This window comes from Terriglobales bacterium (assembly GCA_035543055.1).
In the GTDB taxonomy this organism is placed as follows: Bacteria; Acidobacteriota; Terriglobia; order Terriglobales; family Acidobacteriaceae; genus JAIQFD01.
Window position 1 is genome coordinate 1 of sequence record DATKKJ010000011.1, and the last position, 15201, is coordinate 15201.

General features: G+C 64.8%; 16 protein-coding genes. 6 read left to right on the forward strand and 10 right to left on the reverse strand.

Annotation, left to right across the window (positions count from 1 at the left end; all coding sequences use genetic code 11):
- Positions 1-647 (reverse strand): DUF542 domain-containing protein (locus VMS96_00685; protein HVP41912.1); only part of this gene is annotated, 647 nt, incomplete at its 3' end.
- 129 nt (positions 648-776) lie between these two features.
- The gene (locus VMS96_00690; protein ID HVP41913.1) at positions 777-1478 is read right to left on the reverse strand and encodes a Crp/Fnr family transcriptional regulator; all 702 of its coding nucleotides are present in this window, start codon (positions 1476-1478) and stop codon (positions 777-779) included.
- 354 nt (positions 1479-1832) lie between these two features.
- Here VMS96_00690 and VMS96_00695 point away from each other — a divergent pair, with 354 nt between their 5' ends.
- Positions 1833-2144 carry an antibiotic biosynthesis monooxygenase family protein gene (locus VMS96_00695; protein HVP41914.1) on the forward strand — a complete coding sequence of 104 codons (312 nt, stop codon included), beginning with the start codon at positions 1833-1835 and terminating at the stop codon, positions 2142-2144.
- 163 nt (positions 2145-2307) lie between these two features.
- Here VMS96_00695 and VMS96_00700 read toward each other — a convergent pair whose 3' ends face one another.
- Positions 2308-3852 (reverse strand): NnrS family protein, encoded by a 1545-nt coding sequence (locus VMS96_00700; GenBank protein ID HVP41915.1) that lies wholly within the window; start codon positions 3850-3852, stop codon positions 2308-2310.
- A 176-nt stretch (positions 3853-4028) separates the two neighbouring features.
- Between VMS96_00700 and VMS96_00705 the strand changes: the two genes are divergently transcribed.
- Positions 4029-5180, forward strand: coding sequence for a TIGR04053 family radical SAM/SPASM domain-containing protein (locus tag VMS96_00705; GenBank protein ID HVP41916.1), 1152 nt, complete (start codon positions 4029-4031; stop codon positions 5178-5180).
- Positions 5181-5184: 4 nt separating this feature from the next.
- Here VMS96_00705 and VMS96_00710 read toward each other — a convergent pair whose 3' ends face one another.
- Entirely contained in the window at positions 5185-6057 is an 873-nt protein-coding gene (locus VMS96_00710) for a hypothetical protein (protein ID HVP41917.1), read from the reverse strand.
- A 521-nt stretch (positions 6058-6578) separates the two neighbouring features.
- On the opposite strand from VMS96_00710, the gene VMS96_00715 reads away from it, so the two are divergent.
- Entirely contained in the window at positions 6579-6998 is a 420-nt protein-coding gene (locus VMS96_00715) for a hypothetical protein (GenBank protein ID HVP41918.1), read from the forward strand.
- Between the two features lie 67 nt (positions 6999-7065).
- Here VMS96_00715 and VMS96_00720 read toward each other — a convergent pair whose 3' ends face one another.
- The 5 genes from VMS96_00720 to VMS96_00740 all read right to left on the reverse strand — a co-directional run bounded on the left by VMS96_00720 (position 7066) and on the right by VMS96_00740 (position 11633).
- A complete protein-coding gene (locus VMS96_00720) occupies positions 7066-7923 on the reverse strand; it encodes a YwiC-like family protein (protein ID HVP41919.1) in 858 nt (285 codons plus the stop codon).
- A 140-nt stretch (positions 7924-8063) separates the two neighbouring features.
- Entirely contained in the window at positions 8064-9314 is a 1251-nt protein-coding gene (locus VMS96_00725) for a radical SAM protein (protein HVP41920.1), read from the reverse strand.
- Between the two features lie 166 nt (positions 9315-9480).
- Positions 9481-10338, reverse strand: a complete 858-nt coding sequence (locus VMS96_00730) for a cytidylate kinase family protein (GenBank protein ID HVP41921.1) — start codon at positions 10336-10338, stop codon at positions 9481-9483.
- Positions 10339-10390: 52 nt separating this feature from the next.
- A complete protein-coding gene (locus VMS96_00735; GenBank protein HVP41922.1) occupies positions 10391-10765 on the reverse strand; it encodes a nuclear transport factor 2 family protein in 375 nt (124 codons plus the stop codon).
- Between the two features lie 73 nt (positions 10766-10838).
- The gene (locus VMS96_00740) at positions 10839-11633 is read right to left on the reverse strand and encodes an FKBP-type peptidyl-prolyl cis-trans isomerase (protein ID HVP41923.1); all 795 of its coding nucleotides are present in this window, start codon (positions 11631-11633) and stop codon (positions 10839-10841) included.
- 228 nt (positions 11634-11861) lie between these two features.
- Between VMS96_00740 and VMS96_00745 the strand changes: the two genes are divergently transcribed.
- From VMS96_00745 to VMS96_00755, 3 genes are all read left to right on the forward strand, one after another.
- Positions 11862-12359 carry a hypothetical protein gene (locus VMS96_00745; protein HVP41924.1) on the forward strand — a complete coding sequence of 166 codons (498 nt, stop codon included), beginning with the start codon at positions 11862-11864 and terminating at the stop codon, positions 12357-12359.
- A gap of 1 nt (position 12360) precedes the next feature.
- A complete protein-coding gene (locus tag VMS96_00750) occupies positions 12361-12525 on the forward strand; it encodes a hypothetical protein (GenBank protein ID HVP41925.1) in 165 nt (54 codons plus the stop codon).
- A 276-nt stretch (positions 12526-12801) separates the two neighbouring features.
- Positions 12802-13284 (forward strand): group I intron-associated PD-(D/E)XK endonuclease, encoded by a 483-nt coding sequence (locus VMS96_00755; GenBank protein ID HVP41926.1) that lies wholly within the window; start codon positions 12802-12804, stop codon positions 13282-13284.
- Positions 13285-13811: 527 nt separating this feature from the next.
- Here VMS96_00755 and VMS96_00760 read toward each other — a convergent pair.
- Positions 13812-15201: hypothetical protein (locus tag VMS96_00760; protein HVP41927.1), on the reverse strand; the 1390-nt coding region annotated here is incomplete at its 5' end.

Sequence of the window (15201 nt, forward strand, 5' to 3'; positions counted from 1 at the left end):
CCGTCGTGCTCCATCATCATCACCCGGATGGGGTTCTGCACCGTGCCGAAGCACGACGGCCCGCAGCCTTTGCCCGCCGACATCTGCTTCACGTAAGGGAACAGGATCTGCTCTTCCTTCATCAGGTGCGCGGCCAGCTCGTTGGCCAGCTCGGAGAACGCCACCTGCACCTGCTCCAGCTCCGGGTGGTTCTTGGCGTGGACCCCGACGACCTTGGCGATCAGCGCCTGCAGCCGCGGCACTTCGTTCTTCACGTAGGTGTGGTGCTGGTTGACGATGTGGTCCACCAACTCGCCCAACGGCGCGGTGCTCCAGTCGCGGGCAGTCTGCGGAGAGGCCGTATCCACGCCCTGCTCCAGGGCGCGCAGCACCTCGTCCACGGGACGCTTCGCGTCGCTGCAAGCTTCCTCCAGGGACTTGTGTCCTCCGCAGCAGTAGTCGATGCCCAGCTTTTCGAAGACGCGGGTGGCGTTGGGCACTTCGACGGCCAGCTCGCGGACGGTCTTGGCGACGGTGATCGGCATGGTTTCCTTCCTTTGGGATGTCTCGGGTTGCGCCGCCGCGCCCAGCAGGGCCCCCAGCTCGGCCAGAATCTTCTTGGCTTCCAGGTTCTCAGCCAGCAACTTCTCGACTGATCTCCGCGGCATCCGCAACTCCTGGGACCGAGGTTACAGGCCGCTTTCGGCAGCGACGATGACTTATGTCACAGGAGGGAGGCAGGAGGTAGCTCGTAGGCAGTCGGAGCCGGCGGCAATCAGGTTCCCACCACCTACCGCCTACTCTTCGCTCTGGATCTCCGCTTCCAGCTTCCTCAGGTCGGGGATGGTGATGTGCTTGCCGTCCATCTGGATGAGCCCTTCGGCCTGGAAGCGGCTGAGGTTGCGCGAGACCAGTTCGCGCACGGTGCCGATCTGCGAAGCCAGCTCCTGGTTGCTGGCTTCGATAGTGAACTCCGCCCTGCCCGAACGGTTGCCCGCCTCGCGCGCCATGCGCAAGAGCAGCGCCGCCAGCCGGTGCCGGATGGTGGTGAACGAGAGCTCCTCGATGATTCCCACCAGCCGCCGCAGACGCAGCCCCACCATGCGCAGCACCTTCAGCGCGACCTCGGGATGCTCCAGGCACAGGGCGCGGAAATCGCTGCGGCTGATGAACAGGATGGTCGCGTCGCTGGCCGCGCTCGCCGACGCCGGGTAGGTCCCGCCATCGAACACCGGCAGTTCTGCGATGGAATTGCCTGCGCGCTCGATGGTCAGCACCTGCTCGCGGCCCGCGCTCGAGGTTTTGAAGATGCGCACGTCGCCTGACTCGATCACGTACAGCCCGGCGCACGCGTCGCCTTCGCTGAAGATCAGCTCTCCCGCCCGGTAGCGCTTGCTGACCGCGCGGTCGGAGAGGAACCTCAGCTCCGCGTCGGAGAGATCGGTGAACAGTGGGACACGCCCCAGCACGCCGGCGCGCCCCGCCTTGGGTTCGGGCATGCGCGTATTGTAATCGGCAGGCAGAAGAAAAGGGCCTTGCACGCGGCCAAGGTCCTGCGTGGCTGGCTTGGCGCTGACTTGGTGGGGCATCGGGCTGTGGCGGGTGCTGAAGACGGACACTGTAGCTATTCGAGAGCGCAGCCTGAAGGGCTTGTGACAAAAGTCATCGCCAAGGGTCTGTCATTGGATTAAGAACATGGGCGTGCAAGAGGGAGTCGGGCATGTTCACTCCGCCCAAGCATATTTATCCGGCTTGCTTTCGTCCCTACATCACTTGCAAACCCAAGCGAACACCAAACCCGCCGCTCGGCCCTGCTGGCCTTGCCGCGGCCACACTCAGTGGAGGAAAAGTCTATGTTTACCCGCATGATGACCTGCACACTCAAGCCGGAGAAAAAAGAGGCATTCCTGGAAGCCGCCCGCCAACTGGCCGGCGCTTACAAGAACCAGGCCGGCTTCGTGGACCTTCTCACCCTCATCTCGGATGAGAACCCCAACCGCGCGATCGTGGTTGCTGTCTGGAGGACGAAGTCCGATTCTGCAGAATTCTACAAGGTTCGTACTCCGCTGCTCGATCTCAAGCCCTTCCTGGAGGAGGAACGCATCGAGCATTACTACCTGGAGACTTCGGGCGTGTTCAAGATCGCCAGTGGCAAGGCCGCCTGATGGTAATGGCGCTGTGATCTCTGGTTCCTGATCGCTGGTTTGCCGGCGGAACGGCTACCGCGGGCCGCACAGAGAAAACCAGGATTCAGGAACTTGAGATCCCCAACGCGAATACTCGGCTAACCTCCGATTCCAGGCCCTGCACCACGGCTTCGGACTTGGGCTATTGCGCCAGGATGGGCAAGGGACCGGCCAGCACCTTCGGCCGCTCGCTGTGCGACAGGTTCATCACCCGCCACAACCCGATGCCCCACCAGGCCAGCGCCGTCACTTCCAGGAAACCGGTCAGGCCCACCAGCGGGTAGGCGACGTTGGGGTAGAAGTCGGTGGCGATCTGCAGCAGCACCCGCCCGCTGTTGCCCACCGTCAGCAGCAGGAACGGTCCCCAGAGGTTCGACAACCGGCTGGCGTTCACCCCCGCCAGGATGGGCACCACCCGCGCCGCCACTCCCATGATCATCATGCTGATGAAGCCCACCGTGAAAGCGTGCCGGTGCGCGCCCATGTAGGCATGCGCGAAGCCCTGGTGGGTCGCGATCCCGTAAACCAGGAAGAACGGCATCATGGCGTTGGCGATGATCAACCACACGTACGCGCCGCGGATGAACTTGAAGGTGCGGTCCGGCTGTGTCGGCTTGCTGAACACGCCCAATTGAATGGCCAGCAGCACCGCCCACACCGGCATCAGCAGGTAGGCGATCTCTAGCCCGAGCGCCCAGGCCAGGTTCCCCGTGGTCAGCACCGCGACATAGCTGATGACATTCAGCACCAGCGTCAGGTTCATGAGCGCGAAGATCAGCCCCTGACGGTCCTTCTTGGGCCCCTTCAGCCCATACACCAGCGGCACGAAGCGCTGGCTCACGCCGGCGATGATCAGCGCGGTGAAGCCCAGCAACTGGATGTCGCGCAGCGGCCCATCGATCAGCGCGATCCGCCGGATCAATTGCTGCTGTCCGATCGCCGTCGCCTTGGCGAAGAAGAAGAAATCACTCAGCAATGCCTGGACGAAGAACCAGAAGAACGAGGCGGCGATGAAGCGCTCGTAGGGATTGCGCGGCCCCACCGACTTCGTTGCGGTCTTGTAGAGCACAGTCAGGAACAAGACGATCGAGATCAGCTCCACCACCCCGGAGAAGAAGCCCAGCGCCAGCCCCGGCCCGGTCTGGATCAGCAGCTCGGCCGACATCCGCGCAATGATCCCGGTCACCATCAGGTAGAAGGAAAGGTTCGCCAAGTCTGGCCGCCACAGCGTGGTGTTCTTGAAGCGGGGAAAGCTCTGCAACGCAAAGCCCATCACGAACAGTCCGACCCAGCCGAAGATCATGGCGTGCGCGTGGGCGTGGATGGACTGCACCAGGTGCAGTTGCAGGAAGCTCTTGCCGATGGCGATCTGCGCCAGGTTGACCGCGCCCCACAGCGCCCCCACCGTCAGCACGATGAAGATGCCCGCCTTGAAGAAGCGGCGATAGATGTAGTCCTCGAGGCTCTCGCGGTACACCACGCGCTCCTGCGGCCGCGCCGCCTCGACATTCAATTCCTCCAGCAGGCCTTTCAATTCGACCTGGTGTACGGCAGCGAAGAATGACAGTGGCTCGCTGGGCCCGTGCGCTCCGCCGCATCCGTGCAGTCCGTGACGGTCGAAGATGCGCCGCGCCCCCGGTACCGCCTGCACAACCTCGGCAACGCTGGTGTTCTCGGTGATGACCATGACTTCCTCCGCTACGGTTCAGCCTAGGGCGCACCAGCGCCTCCGGGTATGACTTCGGTCACACCTGCCCCAGAATGTGTGGCGCGGTCGCCCTTGGCCGCGTAGTTCGCGTAGCGAGCGCAAGAAGTTGCGTTCTGTGACATTGGTCATAGGCCATCCTCTTTATCAGTGTTCGAATGTTGGTCATGCAACCGGCGGGACAGCTCGACTTCAACCAGAAGCCTTACATCGTCATCTGGGAGACCACCCAGGCTTGCGACCTGGCCTGTGTCCACTGCCGGGCCTGCGCGCAGCCGGCACGCAACCCGTTCGAGCTGAGCACCGCCGAAGCCAAGGCGCTCATCGACCAGATCGCGGAGATGCATGTCCCGGTGTTCGTGCTCACCGGCGGCGACCCGCTGAAGCGTCCCGACATCTACGAGCTGGTCGAGTACGCCAGCGGGCGTGGCGTGCACACCTCCATGACCCCCAGCGCCACCCCGCTGCTGACCCGCGAGGCCATTGCCGCCCTCAAGCAGCGCGGCCTGGCTCGCCTGGCCGTCAGCCTCGACGGCTCCACCGCCGAGATCCACGACGCCTTCCGCCGTGTTCCCGGCTCCTACCGGTGCACGCTCGACGCCATCCGCTGGGCCCGCGAGCTGGGTCTTCCGGTGCAGATCAATACCACCATCACCCGCCGCAACCTCGACGACCTCGACGCCATGGTGCGCCTGCTTGAAACCCTGGACATCGTCCTGTGGAGCGTCTTCTTCCTGGTGCCCACCGGGCGCGGGCAGGCCAACGACCTGGTCAGCGCCGAAGAGTTCGAGATGATCTTCGAGAAGCTCTACCGGACGGCGGGGCGGGTACCATTCGACATCAAGACCACCGAGGCGCAGCACTATCGCCGCTTCCTGCTACAGCGCCGGACCGAGGAGCGCCAGAACGGAGTCGCTTCGGCCCGCACTTCCATTCCCGCAGCGCAAGCATTTCCCGCCGCCCTGGGTGGCGACGGCATCGCGCGCGCGCCCCGCGGCTTGAACGACGCCAAGGGCTTCGTCTTCATCTCCCACGTCGGCGAGGTCTTTCCCAGCGGCTTCCTGCCCCAGTCCGCCGGCAACGTGCGCCAGCAGAAGCTGGCCGAGCTCTACCGTGAGTCGCCGCTGTTCCGCAGGTTGCGCGATACCACGCAACTGAAAGGGAAGTGCGGCGTCTGCGAGTTCAAGGAGATCTGCGGAGGGTCGCGTGCGCGTGCTTACGCCCTGACCGGCGACGTGCTGGCGGAAGAGCCCTGCTGCGTCTATCAGCCCAGGATGATCCGAGAGGAATCGCTGGCCGGCGCCGATTGACGGGTCATTGGCCGGCGGTCGGGGGTTGTAGGGCGGGCGGGCTCTCCGGACTCTTCACCTCGTGCCGCGACTGCGCGAACGCGTTCTCCACCATCTTGTCGATGCGGCTCAGCAGGCCGGGCTCGGTCTGCGGGTAAAGCAGTTCGGCCACACCGTAATCCCATTTCTGCCCGGAAACGACAGTCGCTTGGCGGAGCAGCGAGGCCGGGGCGCGCGACAGGAAGTAGAAGAGCCAGATGGCGACCGCCCAGTCCGCCGCCGACATCAGGATCAGGTTGAAAGCGGTGTCGCCGATGTACCCGGTCACCATCCGGGTCGCGATCGTCACCAGGTCGGCCGACGCCAGCGTGCCGAACCCCAGCGCCACCCCGAACAGGTAATGACGCCGGGTGATCCCCAGATACGAGCAGAACCACAGCAGGAAGAACAGCAATCCGCACTGCACCAGCCGGATGCTGCGCTCCGCCCACAGCACCGCCACCACCACCGGCGTTTCCTGCGGCGAAGCGCTTACCGCGAACAGCACCGCCACCAGCAGCAGCAGGCTTCCGATCCAGCGCAGCAATACCCGGGCGAAGTCCCGCAGGTAGGGATACGGACGGAACAGCTGCCCGAAGATCTCATAGATGATGGCGAACTCCAGCGCCGTCGTCACCGTCTGGAACGACCAGTAGGCGTAGAAGTAGGCCCGATAGTTGAAGCTCAGCACGAACAGCAACAGGTTGGTTGCGGTCTGGAAGATCAGGTACTTGAAGAAGAAGGGGAATTCCTTGTCCAGCTTGCGCCGGCGCAGCACGACCGCCACGCCCAATTGCAGCAAGGGTGCTGCGAGCCACAGGACGTAATAGAGCCCCGTTAACACTCGGCTGGAGGGCATAAACGGGCTGCTGAGTAGCGGACATGATAGTCCTCTACCCCGCAGCCCTCAAGTTACTTGTGTACTCTTGGTCGCTTTCTCCCGAGATGTTCAACTTCTAGGGCCGGATCGAGCAACTCGGGACCGCCGGGTTGCACGTGGGCATGGGCGCCGAAAGCTGGGCTTTCGGCGGGCATGCCGTGGCGCCTTTGAAACTGGCTGCCGAGTAGGTGGCGACCAGACAGAGGCTGAACGCGAAGATACGTAGTGCTAGCTTCATGGGTTTCTCCTGAGTGCGTGGCGCGCACTGGGAGAGAGTATGGGGCGGCGCCCGGGGCGCTTCAGCCTCGGAAACACGCCGCCCTGTTTACTATCCTGATTCCCCCGGAAATGGGTTGACACCAGGGCAGGCGGCGTGTCTTGGTTACCAGCAGCCATGTCCCCCCGGCATCTGGCCGGCCACCGATGGACGGGTGCAGTATGTACGACGGTCCGAAGCGGTCGCCCGCATCCGGCCTAATCCCCTCCGTAAAGGAACGCCCGTGCCAGACCTACCGGCCCTTCTGCAGCGTCTTTGTTCCAGCCTCTCCCAGATCGAGCACGAACTCAAACAATTGGCCCGGCAGCAGGGCGGCCGGCCCGTCGAGGTCTCCGACCGGCGCCTTCTAGCCGAGGCCCACGGCGCCGTGGATCGCGTCCGTCATCTGCTCTGGCCTTACGTGGAAGCCACCGCCCAACGTGCCACCGGCATCGACCAGGCTCTCCAGAAGTACCGCATGGAACGCGTGACCGCCATGCTCCACGATCTCAGCGACCGGGTAGGCGAGCCGCAGCTGGCTGCGGTCCCCGAGGCCCAGAGCTTCTTCTCCGACATCCAGAAGATCGCTACCACCGCGGTCGAGAAGCACCTGGAGCGCACTGCCCGGACGCCTTCTCCTGAGGCCGAGACCGTCCTCAACTAGAGGTTTCTAGGCAATGCCGCGCTGAGGGCTATGCGCTATGGACTATGCGCTATGAACTCTGTGCTGCCTACCGCCAACTTGCCAGCGCGACGATGAAGATCGCCCCGAAGACGATCGCCGAGATCAGCTCCCGCACCCCCAACCGGTGCACGTTGAGCGGCCTCGGCTTCTGGAAGAACCACCACAGGTTGCGCAGGATCATCGGGTGATAGGCCAGCACCGCGCGCCGCGGAAGGGTCCCCGCCTCGAACCCCCCGAACAGCAGCACGATGGTGATCACGATCCCCAGCACCGCATGCCACCCGGCGGCGAAGCGGTTGCCGATCCCTTCCACCTTGGCCGCATGCAGCCGCAGCCGCACGAACAGGATCTGGTTGGCGGCGAAGAGCCAGTTGGCGCCCCACAAGGCCAGCGCCCGCGCCTCCAGGTGGCCGGTGGTCACGTAGTACGCTCCGGCCGCGGTCGAGGTCAGGCCGATCGCGCCCAGCAACTGCGAACTGGTGCGCGTCTCGCGTCCCAGCTTGCGCAGGCCCGCCTGCACGGCGAACGAGGCCGCCGCCGCCGCTCCCAGCAACAGCAACCCGCGGTTGTTTCCGTGCCGGAAAAGGAGGATGAGAGTGCCCGCTGCGATCGCGCTATACGCGGCGGCGCCCAGCACCACCCACTGCCGCTCCGTGCCTCTCTGCGCCCGCACCGCCGATGCTCCCAGCAGGGCCTCCACCGGAGTGCGCAGGCAGAACAGCGCCAGGGAAGCGGCCAGAAAGAGCAGCACCGGGGCCACCGCTCCGCCCCTGATCGCTCCCACGGCCGCGCCCGTGACCAGCGGCACCAGCAGGATGCCCCACGCCCCGTGCTCGCGCGGCCACAGCATGGCGCGCATCCGCGCTCCGCTCAAGGGTTGTAGCGCTGTTTCCATGAATGCCATATCAGCCGGACTTCCTCGATTGTCCCCGCCTTCCATCCGCCGGTCTGTGACTTTGGTCGTGCCTGACTGGATCCCACGCCTGGTGTGGCGCGGCCGCCCTCGCCCGCGCCGATGAAAATCACGTGGCGCGGCCGCCCTCGCTATCGCGTCTGGGTCTCCGCCTTCTTGGGCGGCGCGGTCATCTTCGGCTGATAGACGCAGAACGGCTCTTCGTCGAGCATGTCGCCGGTGGCGGCATAAGCCCGCGCCCGGCATCCCATGCAGACATTGCGGAACTCGCAGCATCCGCACTTGCCCTTCAGGTTGCCGGTGTCGCGCAACTGCTCAAAGACCTCGGAGGTGTTCCAGATCTCGCCGAAGGATTGCGTGCGCAGGTCGCCTGACTTCATCGGCAGGTATCCGCAGGGGAAGACCTCGCCCTCGTGCGAGATGAAGCACACGCCTGTGCCCGCCAGGCAGCCTTTGGTCATGGCGCTCATGCCGTCGGGCGCCGCGCCCGGATGCCCGGTGTGATGTCCCTTGGGCACGCGCCCCGGATGTCCCACCACGTTCTGATTGATCACGATGCCGGTGCCGCCCGGCATCATGGCGTCGGTCGGCCCGATGCCGCCGGCGTTGACGGGATGGCGCTCGGAGGCGCGCCGCTCCGCCGCCCGCCGCTGCCGCACCACGCGGAAGTAATGCGGCGCGCAGGTGGCTTTCAGCTCGATGTCGCCTTCCAGCGACCGGTCGTAGAACCAGTTGAGCATGCGCTCGTACTCGTCCGGCGGCACCATCTCGCGATCGGCGATCTCGACCCCGCAGCCCACCGGCACCAGCAGGAAGGTGTGCAGGGCGTCGGCGCCCAGGGAGCGCGCCAGGTCGAGCACTTGCGGGAGCTGGTGCGCGTTGTGCCGCGCCACCGTCATGTTGATCTGCACGCCCATGCCCTGCGCGCGCAGGTTCTTCAGGCCCTGCACCGCGTTGTCGAACGCGCCCGGGATGCCGCGGAAGGAGTCGTGGGTTTTGGCATCCGCCCCGTCGAGCGAGATGGAGACCCGCTTCACTCCCGCGTTCACGATCTTCTGCGCGATGTTCTTGTCCACCAGGGTGCCGTTGGTGGCCAGCGCGACGCGCAGTCCCTTCGCAGTGGCGTAGCTGGCCAGCTCGAAGATGTCGCGGCGGTAGAGGGGCTCGCCGCCGCTCAGCACCAGGATGGGATTGGCGAAGGCCGCGATCTGGTCGATGATGGCCTTGGCCTTTTCGGTCGGCAGGTCGGTCGGGCTCATCAGCTCGGTGGCTGTCGCCCGGCAGTGGATGCAACGCAGGTTGCACCCCTTGGTGACTTCCCAGAAGACCAGGCGCGGCTTGGGCGTCCCCTCGGTCGTTGGCCGTTCCCCACTGTGTTCCATGAACCCCGCTCCTTACCATTCAAGGCTAAAAGAGGGGGCTTGAGCCCGATGTGACCGGAGTCACAGGAGGTGGTTCAGACGTCACACCCAGCGCAAAGGGTGGAGCCGGCCTTCAGGCCTGCATTCTAGCTGGGGACAAATTGCAACGGCCTGCTCCACCCGCTGTCTAGAACCTGGTCGCCAGCTCCAGTTCCTCCAGTTGCACCTGCTGGACCCCGTCCACGCCGCGGGCGATCTTCCCGATGCGCTTGGCCTGCAGCGGGCTGACGATGTCTCCCTTGATGGCCACCGTTCCGCCCTTGGCCGTGACCTCGAATTGCAGGTCGGTGGTCGACGGATCCATGGCTAGGTGGGCCTTCACCTCGCTGGCCAGCGCCAGCTCTTCGATGGCGCGCCGCGCCTCGGCGGTGAACTCGAAGCACGGCAGCTTGGCGACCGCCAGGATGGCGTCGCTGGCCTCCTCCAGGCTCATCTGCTCCAGGTTGAGCACCAGGTCGTACAGCGACGCGTCGGCCCAGTCCACGTCGTAGAGGAAGCGCGTCCATTTGCGCCGCTCTTCGTCCATCCTCTCGATGTAGGCGATGGCCTCCTTGCGGCTGAATCCCAGGCGCTCCTGCACCTTGGCGGCGCGGAAATCCATGGGGGCGATGATGCGGATGCGCAGCAGGTGCGGCCCGCTGCCCAGGAGCAGGTGCCCGGCCAGGCCGTGGTAGATGGCATCGCCGCTGCGGACCTCTTCGGTCAGCGCCGCCTGGATGAAGGCCAGGTAGGTGTACTTGGTGTGCTGGGACTGTCCCAGGAAGCTGGGCGGCTTCTCGATGGCGGTGCGCAGCGCCTCCTGGGAGACGCCCCACGCCGCCGCCTTCTGGATGATGTGCTCGCGGTCGATGCAGCGGTAGCCCAGCCGGCGGGCCAGATTCTCTGCCAGCAGCTTGCCCCCGCTGAACGAGCCTCGGGAGATGGTGATGATGGGCATGGCGACCTCCTCGGCGGCGGCCGCACGGCGCCCCGCCTGGCACTCCATTCCCTACACGCATTCCCCGCCCCGGGCAGTGACGGCGCTCACCCTTCGACGTTCAGTGGGCCTTGGAGAAGTGCTCGTGCACGATCTTCCAGCCGCCCTTGCCCTTGGCGTACACGTGGCTACCGCGGCCTTCCACCTTGCGCCGCGGGGAGAGCGTCACCGTCCAGTAGAAGCTGGCCACGGCCACGCCGCCCAGGACCTGCACCCGCGGCTGCGCGATGCGGTACTGCGCCCGCGGCGAGCGGTCGAAGTAGTGGCGGAACGTGCTGGCCAGCTCCTTCCGTCCGCTGACCCGCTTGTGCCGCGTGGACGAGAAGCCCATGAACCCGGGGCCGAACTGCGCCAGCAGCGCCCCCAGGTCGTGGCGGTTGAAGTCTCGGGCCTGCTCCCGTTCCAAACGAAGGATCTGTCGTTGTGTGCCGGTCATAATCGCCTATCCTCCGCGCAATTCGCGCCCCGTTCAAGGACGGGCATCACGGACCCTCGGCCCGTGCCGCGCTTCACCGGATACTGATCAACTCCACGTCGAACACCAGCATGCCGTAGGGCGCCTGCCGGCCCTGGTAGGCCAGGTCCTGCGGGATCCAGAAGCGCATTTTCTGGCCTTCCACCATGAGCTGCAGTCCTTCGGTCCACCCGGCGATCACCTTGTTGAGCGGGAAGGTGGCCGGCTGGCCGCGGGTGAGCGAGCTGTCGAACCGTTTGCCGTCGGTCGTCCACCCGGTGTAGTTCACCGTGACCTCGTCGCTCGCCTTGGGATGCCGCTTGCCCGTGCCCGGCCGCAGCACCTTGTACTCCAGCCCGCTGGCGGTGCGTTTGGCGTCCTTGGGAGGCGCTTTCACGTCCTCGGGCGCGTGCGTAGGCATCTCGAGCAGGGTCACCTCGAAGACCAGCATGCCCTTCGGCCTTCCCTCCTGGCCTTTGTAGGCGAGGTCCTCGGGGATCCACATCCGCCGCGTCTCTCCCGTGACCATCAGTTGCAGGCCTTCGCTGAAGCCGGGGATCACGCGGTTCACCGGGAAACTGGCGGGCGCGCCCCGCGCCACCGAGCTGTCGAACATTTTTCCGCCGGTGGTCCAGCCGGTGTAGTCGATGGTGACCAGGTCGTCCTTCGCCGGATGTTCTTTGCCGGTGCCAGGCTTCACGACCCGGGTCGCCAGGCCGGAGGCCGTCTTGGCTGCATCCGCCGGCGGAGCGGCGACATCGGCGGGTGCGGGAATGTTGGACGAGGACGGCGCCTGTCCCCACACCGACGCCGCGAGCAGTACGAGCAGAGCAAGCATGATGATTCGCATCCCCCTATTGTACCTGTCGTCTCGGGGACCGCCAGGCTGCGCACAGCGACGTGGTTCACACGTCACTGAATCCTGTTCGCCCCCTGTGCTACCAAGGGCGTGAAGCCGGGAGTCGTCCGATCGATCAGCACTCCACCCCAGCCGGCCAGGCAGGCGTGAGCGCGGCGAATCCCGGCATTTGCCGCGGAGGCCGCCCCTGCGGCCCAACTTCTGATTCGGAGGTTGGCCATGAGTCCCGCCGTCGTCATCCCATTCGCTCCTAAGACCACCGACGCCACCCTCGTCCTCGACCGCTACGAGCGCTCCTACGCCACGTCGCGAAAGACTTCCGATTTCGCCGAGACCGTGGGCCTGGCGGGCATCGCCGTCGCCGGCGTGCTCTGGCTCATCGCCCTGATCGTTTACCAGGCCTTCCCCCGGGAACGCGCCGGCTTCCCGGTCGCGACCCTGGTCCTGGTCGGGATCGCCCTCTGGATCCTGCTGGCCTCGCGGGTGATTCGCCGCGGGTTCCTGGCCCACGGACAGTTGCTGCAATCGGTCATCGACTCGGCCGTCGCCGGCTCGCCCTTCCTGACGAACCCGCAGCGGGTCCAGGTGATGGGATTGCGCCGCCTGCCGGCGCTCGAGGGTTGGGAATGCGCGCGGGTCCGCGATCGCGCCCTGGCGGAACAGCAGCAGAGCGCCCCGCGTACCCGGCCGGTATGGATCTGGAAGCGGCCCGCCTGACATGCCCTGCGCCGCTCCATCCTGCACCCGCCGGCCGTACACCCGCTGCGCCGAGTGCCTGGCGGAGGTCTGCAGTGACCACGCCGAGGACTGCGAAGCCTGCGGTAAGACTTTCTGTCCCCGCTGCTTCCGCCATCACCTCGCCGACCTCGAAGAAGCCGGCTGAGTACCCGACGCCTTCGAAGAAGCACGCCTTCAGGGGTGCCGTTCGCTCCCCGAGCTATTGATTTGTCATCCCGAGCGAAGCGAGTGCACGCGAGCGCAGCCGAGGGAGCTGCTTTTTGAAATGGCCTCATCCGCCTGCATCCGGGGCCCGAAACGTGAAACCTCGAAACGTGAAACCTGAAACGTGAAACGCGAAACGGTTTTCTCCAAACCCGAAACCTTCCTTCGCGTGACCGCCGTCACAGCCCCTCGTTCACCCGCCTTCTACCATGGAACGATGCGCAAACGTCCTCCGCTCACTCACGTCAAGGACAAGGGCGAATGGGGCGAGATCGCCTTCCAGGCCAAGGCCCTCGCCCTTGGGCTGTCGGTTTCGAAGCCCAACGGCGAAAACCAACCCTTCGACTTCATCGTCACCAACGGGAATGGCAAGATGTTCCGCGTCCAGGTCAAGACCGGGTTCTGCGTCACCAACAACGCCTATCCCGTCCGCTGCATGCGGCACGATCGCCCCTACGGCGCGAACGACCTGGACATCGTCGCCGTCTATATCGCGCCCCACGATGCCTGGTACATCCTGCCCCGCAAGGCCATCCCGCCCAACGGCTTCCCCCGCTTCTACCCGCACAAAGGTCAGGGAGCCTACGAGCAGTACCGCAACCGCTGGAGCCTGATTACGGGAGATCCTTTAGATGATGTGCGGGAGGTCGGTCTGACGATTCATGCCGCGGCGGACGGCAAATCCGGCGACCCCGCCTAGCCTGCCCTGAGGCGAGCCTTCCGGCGAGCCGAAGGGGCCTCACCATCCACGCCGCCGCCGATGAGTGAGCGCAGCCCGGGCAACTGTCATCCCGAACGCCTTTAGGCGTGAGGGACCTGCTTCTGATGAATGTCATCCCCAGCGAGGGCTTCAGCCCGAGTCGAGGGACCCCTATAGTCACCAATCTCTTCGCACGGGGTTGGAACCCCGATTTGGTGGAAGGCCTCCACCCTTAGGCGTGAGGGGACCTGCTTTCATCGCTTGTCATGCTGAACGAGGGCGCATGCCCGAGTGAAGCACCCCACGAAGGTCGCGCATCACGAGAGCCTCGACAGGCACTTCGGCCCAGATTGTGCCCTGATGGGAAAGCTCGTCTTCAAGCGGGGGTTTAGGCGTCCCCGTCCGCGACGGCGCCTTGCCAACGAAGTTGTAGCCCGGCCGTCCTCGGCCGGGCACGCGAAACTCGAAACTCGAAACGTCTTCCCCGCGTGAATCGGCCTCGCCATTCACGCTTCCGCCGAAAGAAGCTAACGCCCGATAGCAAAGCCCCAACCGCTGCTGCCTCGCGAGACATCCTTGAGTTGGTAGTTCGTCAATAGAATGTTTGGTAGATCGACCTCGGTTCGCTTCTGCCCCACTTCTTCCACCGTCCTCAATGTCAGCGGTGTTCCAGCGCAGATCCGCGTCCGGACCTCGCGCTCGTTCAATTCTTGGCCCCAGTCATTGATGTAGAGGGTGCGAATCACTACTGGACTGATGCCAAACTCCGCTCCCTGGTCATGCCCCCAGATCCATCCCTCCCCGACCGCTCCAGCGGCCACCGGCTTTTCGTCCTCCCGGGGAGCACAGGTGATCTCCTCCGACTTCACCGTCACCTGCAATAGGGGTGTAGTGAGCGGGAAAACGCAGCGGAAGCCCCCAATCCAGCCCGGATCGAATAGACAGCGCCCGTTGCCCGGGACACCGAACGGCTTGTCCGTATGCGTGATCCGCTGTTCTTCTGTACTCTGGAACATTAGCAAGGCAAAGGTCAGGTGAGCAGCCACCGGCTCCGTCTTCATTCGCTCGAATACGGCATTCTCCATAGAGAACTCGACCGCTGAATGCTGGCTTCGCGAGGAAAGCATCCCGCCCGCGGAGATCCAAGGCGAGTTCCACACTGTTCCATCCGACGACCGCACCGTGACCTGCACGCCATTGAGTCCGACCAGGGAATCCTTCGCAATTCCGGAAACTAGCAGCGGCACGCGAATATGCGTTTTGCCTTTCTCCACTTCGGTTTCCTGTACCTTGGGCTTCGCGGGATCAAGCGCGAACTGCACCGGCAGCGTGCCTGTACCGGTCGGATACGCATGGCGAATGAGCGCTTTGTAAGGGGAAGCGGCCATGACTACCAGGATTGCCAGCGCTGCCCCACCCAGTAGCAACCGCGCTCGCGTCGTCCTCCGCCGCGCGTACTGCGAGAAGATGACTGCCAGGCCCGCCCCTAGTGCAACAACGGATTCGATCGTGTCTGGGATCGAAGCAGCTCCGGAGATCCCATTGTTGGGCACGTAAGAATTCAGAATTGAGCCACCGATGAGGTACAGCACCACGCATAGACTCGCCAGGAGGAACTGCCCAAGACTCGAAGTCACGGTCGCGAACGTCATGCTCGGCAACACGAGGATGATCTGCCACAGTAATTGCAACATCATCAGGCCTGGGAGGAACGTCCACGGCCGGAACCCGCCCACCTCAAGCAGGATCACTTCCACGACGAAGATGGGCAGGTTAACGAAAACGACGACGAATAACAGTTTCGCTGCGAGCAGGTTCTTCCATTCATACGGACGCGTCACCCAGAACTGCCGGTCTCCGACCAGAGGTTCGTCCTGCACCGCTCGCACCACCAGGTATACCCACCCGATCGGCACC